We start from the raw sequence: 8321 nt of genomic DNA on the forward strand, positions 1-8321 counted from the left end.
CCCCTAGGACGTCGTGAGGCCCCGGATCCGCACCGCGTACTCCACCGGGTACCCGCCGCCCTTCTCGCCCTCCCGCTCGACGAGCAGTTCGCCCCCGCTCCAGCGGACGCCGTAGCGCTGGAGTTCCGGCTCGTCCCACCCGTCTCCGGGGTCGGATATCACGAGACCTCCGCCGGTGCGCCCCTTGGCCGGGGCCCACACGTCCAGGGCGAGCCTCCCGTCCTCGCCACGCACCGGTAGCACCGCACCGGCGCGCGCGAGCACCGGCACGCGGGACAGCGGCGCCTCCAGGACGGCGTTGCCGGGCCCCTCGTAGGCCGCCCCCGTCACGGTGTCGTACCAGCGCCCCGGAGGCAGCCGTACGGCCCGTCGTGCGGCCCCTTCCGACAGCACCGGGGCCACGAGCAGAGCGTCGCCGAGCAGGAAGGCGTCCTCGCAGTCCCGCAGGGCCCTGTCCTCGGGGCCGACCCACCACAAGGGGCGCACATACGGCGCGCCCGTGCGGCGAGCCAGCTGCGCCAGCGTGATGAAGTACGGCAGCAGCCGACGACGTTCCGCGAGCGCCACGCGCGCGTGCTCCAAGACCTCCGGACCGAACTCCCAGGGCTCCCTGCGGCCGGCCCGCAACGCCGCATGCGTACGGAACAGCGGCAGATACGCCCCCAGTTGGAACCACCGCAGGAACAGCTCAGGGGAGGGGCTGCCATCGAAACCACCCACATCAGGCCCCGAATAGGGCACCCCGCACAACCCCATCCCCAACACCAGCGCCAGCGAGGCCCGCAGCCCGTCCCACGTGGAGGCCACATCGCCCGACCACGTCCCTCCGTAGCGCTGCATTCCCGCCCAGCCGGAGCGCGAGAACAGGAACGGCCTCTCCGAAGGCCGCAGTTCACGCATCGCCTCGTAGCCCGCCCGGGCCATGCCCAAGGCGTACACGTTGTGCGCCTCCCGGTGGTCGCCGCCACGGCCCTCCAGCGCGTGCCGGGCCGACCGGGGCAGCGTCGTATCCCCGAAGGCCGCGAACGACACCGGCTCGTTCATGTCGTGCCAGAAGCCGGAGAACCCCCGCGCGAGCCGCTCGTCGTAGAGGCCGCCCCACCACTTGCGCACCCGCCCCGCGGTGAAGTCCGGGAACACCGAGTCCCCGGGCCACACCAGACCCCGCACGACCCGCCCCGCCGCGTCCCGCACGAACGCGTCCGCCGCCAGGCCGCTGTCGTACACCGCGTTGCCCGGCGCGGCCTTCACCGCCGGGTCCACGATCGACACCAGACGTATCCCGTCCCGGCGCAGCTCCCCGGCCAGCTGCGGCAGCGTGGGGAAGCGCTCCTTGTCGACCGTGAACACCTGGTGCGCGTCGAGGTGGTCGATGTCCAGATGGACGGCGTCCAGCGGCAGCCCACGCTCCTGGTAGCCCCCCACGACCCGCCGCACCTCACGCTCGCTGCCGAAGCCCCAGCGCGCGTGATGGTGGCCCAGCGCCCACGCGGGCGGCACCGCAGGCGCCCCCGTCAGCGACGCCCAGGAGTGCAGCACGCGCGCGGGAGTGCCCACCATCACCCAGCACCGCAGCGGCCCCCCGTCTATCCGCACTTCACACGAGCCCGGCCGGTCATGACCGGAACCGGCACCCTCCAGGCCTTCGCGGAGCGTCACCGAGCCGTCCCAGCTGTTGTCGTGGAACACCAGGTGCGTGCCGGCATCGGCGACCACCCACTGCACCGGCATCGTGATGTACAGCGGATCGTCACCGGGCCCGAACGAACCGCCCGGATCGGTGTTCCACAAGCGGTACGTCCCATTCCGCAGCCGTGGCCCCGCAGCCCTCCCACCGAGCCCGAAGAACCGCGCGTCCGCCGCCACCTCCGACCGCTGCACCCAGCGCGCCGTCCCCCCGCCCACCGGCTCCCACCAGCGCGGCGGCAGATCGCGCCGCAGCACCACACCACCGGGCGTCCGCAGCTCCACCGCACCGTGGCGCGAGACGACCACCGTCGCCCGCTCCGACACCACCCGCCAGCCGCCCTCCTTGTCCGGCTCCAGAACCGCCCGGGGATCCGCCTCGGGACTCCCTCCCACCAGCGCGTACGACGGGTGCGGCTCAGCCCCGTCCCAGCCCCAGAACACGGCACCGCCCGACGTCACCCGCACCCGCAGCTCCGACCGCGCGAACCGCACCACACCGCCGCCGGGCCCCGGCTCGACCATCGTCACAGGGCCGGGCGTCCGGGCCCGCTCGGCACCCCGAGGGGCAAGACCGGCCGCGTCGGTCCGCCGCCGACGCCACGCGGAGCGCACCTCGCGCACCCTCCGGGCCGGGTCGAAAACACCGACCACCTTCACCGAACGCACCAGGTCACGACCGTTCATGCTGCTCACCCTGCCACCGAAGGGGGAGCGGGTGTACCGCGTTCAACTGCCGTTCACCCAAGGGCCCTGTGAGCCGTCGCCCGGCCGCCCCGGAGCAGCACACCCTGGTGCGGAAGTCGATCACGTGGCATCGTCCTGTCAGCCGTGTCACGCGCACACCAAGCCCGTGCGCACGACAGCCGCCCACGACGCGTAGAGCCCAGGAGCAGCCGCATGTCCACAGCGAACCCCTCACCGCTCTGGCAGCCGGACCAGGAGCGGATCGCCGGCGCCCAGATCACGCGCTTCCAGGCCTGGGCGGCCGAACACCACGGAGCCCCCGCCACCGGCGGCTACCCGGCCCTGCACCGCTGGTCCGTGGACGAGCTCGACACCTTCTGGAAGGCCGTCATCGAGTGGTTCGACGTGCGCTTCACCACCCCCTACGCGCGCGTGCTCGGCGATCGCTCCATGCCCGGCGCCGAGTGGTTCCCCGGCGCCACCCTGAACTACGCCGAACACGCCCTGCGCGCCGGCGAGGACCCCACGCGCGCGGACACCCCCGCCCTCCTGTACGTCGACGAGACCCACGACCCGGCCCCCGTCACCTGGGCCGAGCTGCGCCGCCAGGTGGGCTCCCTGGCGGCCGAGCTGCGTGCCCTCGGCGTACGCCCCGGGGACCGCGTCAGCGGCTACCTGCCGAACATCCCGCAGGCCGTCGTCGCACTCCTCGCCACCGCGGCCGTCGGAGCCGTCTGGACCTCCTGCGCGCCCGACTTCGGAGCCCGCAGCGTCCTCGACCGCTTCCAGCAGGTCGAACCGGTGGTCCTCTTCACCGTCGACGGCTACCGCTACGGAGGCAAGCAGCACGACCGCCGCGACACCGTCGCCGAGCTGCGCCGCGAACTGCCCACCGTGCGTGCGGTCGTCCACATTCCGCTCCTCGGCACCGAGGCCCCCGAAGGGGCCCTGGAATGGTCCGCGCTCACCTCGGCGGACACCGCCCCCGTCTTCGAACCCGTCCCCTTCGACCACCCCCTGTGGGTGCTCTACTCCTCCGGCACCACGGGCCTGCCCAAGGCCATCGTCCAGTCCCAGGGCGGCATCCTCGTCGAACACCTCAAGCAGGTCGGCCTGCACTGCGACCTCGGGCCCGACGACCGGTTCTTCTGGTACACCTCGACCGGCTGGATGATGTGGAACTTCCTCGTCTCCGGCCTCCTCACGGGCACGACGATCGTCCTCTACGACGGCAGCCCCGGCCACCCGGACACCGGCGCCCAGTGGCGCGTCGCCGAGCGCACCGGAGCCACGCTCTTCGGCACCTCGGCCGCCTACGTGATGGCCTGCCGCAAGGCCGACGTGCACCCCGCGCGCGACTTCGACCTCTCGCGCGTGCAGTGCGTCGCCACCACCGGCTCACCGCTGCCGCCCGACGGCTTCCGCTGGCTCCACGACGCCTTCGCCGAGGTGACGGGCCCAGTGTGGATCGCCTCCGTCAGCGGCGGCACCGACGTGTGCTCCTGCTTCGCCGGAGCCGTGCCCACGCTGCCCGTGCACATCGGTGAACTCCAGGCCCCCTGCCTCGGCACCGACCTCCAGGCCTGGGACCCCCAGGGCAAGCCCCTGGTCGACGAGGTCGGCGAGCTGGTCGTCACCAACCCCATGCCGTCGATGCCCATCCGCTTCTGGAACGACCCGGACGGCAGCCGCTACCACGACAGCTACTTCGACACCTACCCCGGAGTCTGGCGCCACGGCGACTGGATCACCCTCACCGCGCGCGGCTCGGTCGTCATCCACGGCCGCTCCGACTCCACGCTCAACCGCCAGGGCGTCCGCATGGGCTCGGCCGACATCTACGAAGCCGTCGAACGCCTCCCCGAGATCCGCGAGTCCCTCGTCATCGGCGTCGAGCTGCCCGACGGCGGCTACTGGATGCCGCTGTTCATCCACCTCGCCCCCGGCGCCGCGCTGGACGACGACCTGCGCGCCCGCCTCAAGACGACCATCCGCGAACAGCTCTCGCCCCGCCACGTCCCGGACGAGGTCATCGAGGTCCCGGCCATCCCGCACACCCTCACCGGCAAGCGCATCGAGGTCCCCGTCAAGCGCCTCTTGCAGGGCACCCCACTCGACAAGGCCGTCAACCCGGGCTCCGTGGACAACATCGAACTGCTCCGCTTCTACGAGCAGCTGGCCCGCGACCGCGCCTGAGGCCGCCCCACGGCCGTTGTCAGTGCCGCCCGCTACGGTGGGTGAGCGTTGATCGACTGACCGTAGGGGGAATCATGGGCCACACCCAGCACCACACCATGCGCCGCGCCCTGCGCCGCGAAGTCGCCGGAACCATCGGCCTGCTGGCCGACGAGGACGACTTCGCGGCCATGCGCCGGTATCGCACCTTCACCTTCGACGACCACGTGACCTACCTCCACGAGGTGGAGGGCCTGCTCAAATCCCGGGCGGCCCAGGGCAGGCTCACGAGCATCGCCCTCTTCGACCCGGAGGAGTACGAGGAGTTCTGCGCGGACACCGGCCTCGACCCGGACGCCTCCGCCAGCCGGGCCCGCTTCGCCGCCGAACTTGCGACAGCGGGCCCCACCGTTCCGTACGAGGGCCAGGCCCTGACCGACCTCGTCCCCGACCTCGTCGACGAGACGGTGCGGAAGACCACCTGGGAGTACGCGACGATGCTCCTGGCCGGCATCGGCGCCTGCGCCGAGTGCGGCGTGGACATCGGCAGGTCCGCCTTCGCCCGCGCCTCCGACCTGCTGATGCGCGTGCTCGACACGGCGGGCGCGGGCCCCCGCCACCTGGTGTGCAGCGTCCCGTGCGACGGCCAGACACTCCTCGCCGCCCTGCACACCGGACACGACCAGGACGGGAACGCGCGCCTGGACGAGGCCGAAGCCCTGGAGTTCGCCACGGTCCTCGCCGTCGGCATCGCCACCCGCAGCGCGGGCGGTCTCGTCATGCGCACCAGCGGCGAGACCGGCGACCGCGTCCAGGGCTGGCGTCTGCAAGGCGAGCGCCTGCACCCGCTCAGCGCGGCCGAGGTCTTCGACGCCTACTGCACCGACGCGCTCTCCGGCGACCTGATCGCCCCGGAGTCAGGCGTCGACTACAGCGCCGCCCCCGACCTCGGCGACGACGAACCAGAAGAAGGACACCACCACTGAACGCCCGAGGGGCGCCACACCTTGTGGTGGAGCGCCCCTCGGAACAGCCGTCCAGTGACGGGTCGGCCGTTCGTCCGGCCCGTTCGTCCTCTTCGTTACTCGCCGGAGAGCACGGCCTGCGCGGCCTTGCGCGCCTCCTCGGCGCTGTCCGCGGCCCGCGCGGCGGCCGCGGCACGCTCGCACTGGGCCAGCGTGTACTTGCCGAGCGTCGCCCGCACGTACGGAATCGAAGCGGCACCCATGGACAAGGAGGTGACACCCAGACCCGTCAGCACACAGGCGAGCAGCGGATCCGACGCGGCCTCACCACAGACGCCACAGCTCTTGCCCTCGGCCTGCGCCGCCTCGGCGGACAGCGCGACCAGGTCGAGCAGCGCGGGCTGCCACGGGTCCTGGAGCCGGGACACCGCACCGACCTGACGGTCGGCGGCGAAGGTGTACTGCGCCAGGTCGTTGGTGCCCAGGGACAGGAACTCGACCTCCTGGAGGATCGAGCGCGCGCGCAGCGCGGCGGAAGGGATCTCCACCATCGCGCCGAACTTCGCCTGAAGCCCCGCCGCACGGCAGGCGTCGGCGAACGCCTTGGCGTCGGCACGGTCCGCGACCATCGGCGCCATGACCTCGAGGTAGACGGGCAGCCCCTCGGCGGCCTTGGCCAGCGCGGTCAGCTGGGTGCGCAGGACCTCGGGGTGGTCGAGCAGCGACCGGAGGCCGCGCACGCCGAGGGCCGGGTTCGGCTCGTCGGCCGGCGTCAGGAAGTCCAGCGGCTTGTCGGCGCCCGCGTCGAGGACACGCACGACGACGCGCCCCTCGGGGAAGGCCTCGAGCACCTGGCGGTACGCCTCGACCTGCTTCTCCTCGCTGGGCGCCTTGGCGCTGTCGTCGAGGAAGAGGAACTCCGTACGGAACAGGCCGACGCCCTCGGCGCCCGCCTCGACCGCGGCGGGGACGTCGGCGGGACCGCCGACGTTCGCGAGCAGCGGCACCTTGTGCCCGTCGGACGTGGCGCCCGGACCGGTGGACGCGGCGAGAGCGGCCTTGCGCTCGGCGGCCGCGGCCGCCAGCTCGGCGCGCTTGTCCGCGCTCGGGTCCACGAAGATCTCACCGGTGCTGCCGTCCACAGCCACGACCGTGCCCTCGGCCAGCTCACCGGCGCCGGGCAGCGCGACGACCGCGGGGACGCCGAGCGCCCGCGCCAGGATGGCGCTGTGGCTGGTCGGACCGCCCTCTTCGGTCACGAAGCCGAGCACGAGCGCCGGGTCGAGCAGCGCGGTGTCCGCCGGGGCGAGGTCACGGGCGATGAGGACGTACGGCTCGTCGCTGTCCGGGACGCCGGGCATCGGGACACCGAGAAGCCGGGCGACGATACGGTTCCGCACGTCGTCGAGGTCGGCGACGCGTCCCGCCATGTACTCGCCCGCACCCGCGAGCAGCTCGCGGTAGTGGGAGAAGGCGTCGTAGACGGCGCGCTCCGCGGAGCTGCCCACCGCGATGCGCCGGTCCACGTCGGCCATCAGCTCCGGGTCCTGGGCGATCATCGCCTGGGCCTCGAGCACGGCCTGGGCCTCGCCACCGGCCAGGTTGCCGCGGGCCATCAGGTCGGCCGCGACAGCATCGACGGCCTGACGGGCGCGCCCCTGTTCGCGCTCCGCCTCGTCCGCCGGGATCTGCTTGGCAGGCGGTTCGAGCACCGCCGTCCCCATGTGCCGAACCTCGCCGATGGCCACCCCGTGGCTTACGCCGACGCCTCGCAGCGTTGTCTCCATCTCACCGTCTCCGATAGTGCGGCGGGCCCAGCCGCCGCGGTGGTTGTACTGCCTGCCGTCGTACGCCGACGGCGCCGACGTCACTTCCAGCTGAAGAGAGCGTCGCCGGACTTCACGTCGCCGTCCTCGACGACGTCGGCCAGGGACTCGGCCGTCGCCTCGAGCGCCACGACGGGGCACACCGGAGACTTGCCGGCGGCCTCGACCGCCGCGGGGTTCCAGCGCACGACGGCCTGGCCGCGCTGTACGGTGTCACCCTTGTTGACAAGAAGTTCAAAACCCTCGCCGTTGAGCTGAACAGTGTCGATGCCCAGGTGCGTCAGCACACCGTGGCCCTGGTCGTCGACGACGACGAAGGCGTGGGGGTGGAGCGAGACGATGATGCCGTCGACGGGAGCAACGGCCTCGGACGCCTCGCGCACGGGGTCGATGGCCGTGCCGGGTCCGACCATGGCACCCGAGAAGACGGGGTCCGGGACCGCCGCGAGTCCGATGGCGCGTCCTGCGAGCGGGGACGAAACGCTAGTCATGGCAAGCCTCCCAGGGGGTGGAGATGGGTAACCGCCGCCACTACCTGTCCTGGACGACGCACTGTTCAGAAGGGTAAGTCATAGGAAGTCCCGGTTCCGCACGAAGGTCCTGGTTGACGAACGTAGGAGCGCAGCACTGACGATTTGCGCCGCCCGGAACCCCGATGTAGAGTAGGGTTCCTGCTCGGGGCCAAGCGACGCGATCCAGCGTCCAGGCTCGGCAGTCTCTTACAAGTCGGATCCTAACGCGGGGTCTGGTTCCGTATGTCTACGAATCATCGTGGTCAGCGGGGCGGAAAAGACTTGATAGAGTCGGAACCGCCGGAAGGTCGAAAGGCCGGAAAGCACCGAGGAAATCGGAACTGACCGGGAAGCCGGAAAGAGTCTGATAGAGTCGGAAACACGAAATACCGAAGGGAAGCGCCCGGAGGAAAGCCCGAGAGGGTGAGTACAAAGGAAGCGTCCGTTCCTTGAGAACTCAACAGCGTGCC

At 71.9% G+C, this 8321-nt stretch carries 5 protein-coding genes; 2 read left to right on the forward strand and 3 right to left on the reverse strand.

Features of this window, described 5'->3' with window-relative positions; translation table 11 throughout:
• Positions 1–3 precede the first annotated feature (3 nt).
• Positions 4–2373, reverse strand: a complete 2370-nt coding sequence (locus tag AC07GB_RS36470) for a glycoside hydrolase family 31 protein (RefSeq protein ID WP_478853248.1) — start codon at positions 2371–2373, stop codon at positions 4–6.
• A gap of 213 nt (positions 2374–2586) precedes the next feature.
• On the opposite strand from AC07GB_RS36470, the gene AC07GB_RS36475 reads away from it, so the two are divergent.
• Positions 2587–4569: an acetoacetate--CoA ligase gene (locus AC07GB_RS36475; protein ID WP_478853250.1), complete on the forward strand. Its 1983-nt coding sequence runs from the start codon at positions 2587–2589 to the stop codon at positions 4567–4569.
• 74 nt (positions 4570–4643) lie between these two features.
• Complete coding sequence (locus AC07GB_RS36480; protein WP_478853252.1) at positions 4644–5534, forward strand: hypothetical protein; 891 nt, start codon at positions 4644–4646, stop codon at positions 5532–5534.
• Positions 5535–5629: 95 nt separating this feature from the next.
• On the opposite strand, the gene ptsP is transcribed toward AC07GB_RS36480, so the two are convergent.
• Positions 5630–7300 (reverse strand): phosphoenolpyruvate--protein phosphotransferase, encoded by a 1671-nt coding sequence (gene ptsP / locus AC07GB_RS36485; protein WP_478853254.1) that lies wholly within the window; start codon positions 7298–7300, stop codon positions 5630–5632.
• A gap of 80 nt (positions 7301–7380) precedes the next feature.
• Entirely contained in the window at positions 7381–7830 is a 450-nt protein-coding gene (locus AC07GB_RS36490) for a PTS sugar transporter subunit IIA (RefSeq protein ID WP_138958474.1), read from the reverse strand.
• Positions 7831–8321: the final 491 nt, after the last annotated feature.

The sequence above is a fragment of the Streptomyces sp. NPDC045778 genome, assembly GCF_056431945.1.

What these genes read in the sequence shown, in the direction of transcription:
- AC07GB_RS36470 (WP_478853248.1), bottom strand. Translation starts at nt 2,373, where the DNA reads ATGAACGGTCGTGACCTGGTGCGTTCGGTGAAGGTGGTCGGTGTTTTC.
- AC07GB_RS36475 (WP_478853250.1), top strand. Translation starts at nt 2,587, where the DNA reads ATGTCCACAGCGAACCCCTCACCGCTCTGGCAGCCGGACCAGGAGCGG.
- AC07GB_RS36480 (WP_478853252.1), top strand. Translation starts at nt 4,644, where the DNA reads ATGGGCCACACCCAGCACCACACCATGCGCCGCGCCCTGCGCCGCGAA.
- ptsP (WP_478853254.1), bottom strand. Translation starts at nt 7,300, where the DNA reads ATGGAGACAACGCTGCGAGGCGTCGGCGTAAGCCACGGGGTGGCCATC.
- AC07GB_RS36490 (WP_138958474.1), bottom strand. Translation starts at nt 7,830, where the DNA reads ATGACTAGCGTTTCGTCCCCGCTCGCAGGACGCGCCATCGGACTCGCG.